Here is a 1,281-nt window from a genome sequence, read left to right as displayed (position 1 = left end):
ACCAGCCCTGCTGGTCGATGTTGTTTACGCCCCTCCAGAATTTCGCGTGCGTTGATCCGCCTAGCGGTAGTCGACGAACGCCGCTGTACAGCACGAGGAACAAGGGATGTTCGCGCCGGCCAATGAAACCCACTTTGCCCTGACCATCGAAGGGCTCTCCGTCGACTTTCAGGTATTCACCCTGCAAGGCCGGGAAGCCATCAGCCAGCCTTTTGTGTTTGAGGTGGAGCTGGTCAGTGAGCAGCCGTCGCTGGACCTCGAAACCCTGCTGCACAAACCGGCCTTTCTGCAACTGTCGCCCGACGGCAGCGGCATTCACGGCCAGATCTACCGCGCCGCACAAGGCGATTCCGGCAAGCGCCTGACCCGTTATTCGGTGGCGTTGCGCCCGCAACTGTCTTATCTTGCGCACCGCATCAACCAGCGCATCTTCCAGAACCTCACGGTGCCGAAAATCATCGGCATGGTCCTCGAAGAACACGGCATTCAAAGCAATGCCTACGAATTCAAGACCGGTTCGATCTACCCCGAGCGCATCTACTGCGTGCAATACGACGAGTCGGACCTGCACTTCATCCAGCGCCTGTGCGAAGAAGAAGGCATTCATTACCACTTCCAGCACAGCGCCACGGCGCACAAACTCGTCTTCGGCGATGACCAGACGGTGTTCCCGAAACTGGCGCCGGTGGCCTATCAGCAAGACTCCGGCATGGTCGCCAACAACCCGGTGATCAAGCGTTTCGACCTGCGCCTGGAAACCCGCACCAGCCGCACCACCCGCCGCGACTACGACTTCGAAAAACCGCGCCTGACCCTGGAAAGCGAAAACCGTGGCGACGCCCTGCCCGACCTCGAAGACTACGACTACCCGGGCCGTTTCATCGACCGCGAGCGCGGCAAACACCTGGCCAAACGTGCCCTCGAACGCCATCGCAGCGACTTTCAACTGGCCGAAGGCAAGAGCGATCAGCCATTGCTGGTCAGCGGCCATTTTCTCGCCCTGACCGAACACCCCAAAGCCAAGTGGAATGACCTCTGGCTGCTCACCGAAGTCCTGCACGAAGGCAAGCAGCCGCAAGTGCTCGAAGAGTCGGTGACCAGCGACACCACCGCGCTGAAAGACGATTTCCATCAGGGCTACCGCAACCGCTTTCAGGCCACGCCGTGGGATGTACCGAATCGCCCGCCCCTCAAGCACCCGAAACCGCGCATCCTCGGCAGCCAGAGCGCCGTGGTCACCGGCCCCAAAGGCGAAGAAATCCACTGCGACGAATACGGCCG

General features: G+C 60.7%; 1 protein-coding gene. It reads left to right on the top strand.

Annotated features, from left to right (window positions below; translation table 11 throughout):
• Positions 1-106: 106 nt before the first annotated feature.
• Positions 107-1,281: type VI secretion system tip protein TssI/VgrG (gene tssI / locus HU727_RS25450; RefSeq protein WP_217847153.1), on the top strand; the 1,175-nt coding region annotated here is incomplete at its 3' end.

This window comes from Pseudomonas khorasanensis, assembly GCF_014268505.2.
GTDB classification, from domain to species: domain Bacteria; phylum Pseudomonadota; class Gammaproteobacteria; order Pseudomonadales; family Pseudomonadaceae; genus Aquipseudomonas; species Aquipseudomonas khorasanensis.
The sequence above is the reverse complement of the archived record's forward strand: the minus strand, read 5'-3'. Positions and strand labels throughout refer to the sequence as shown.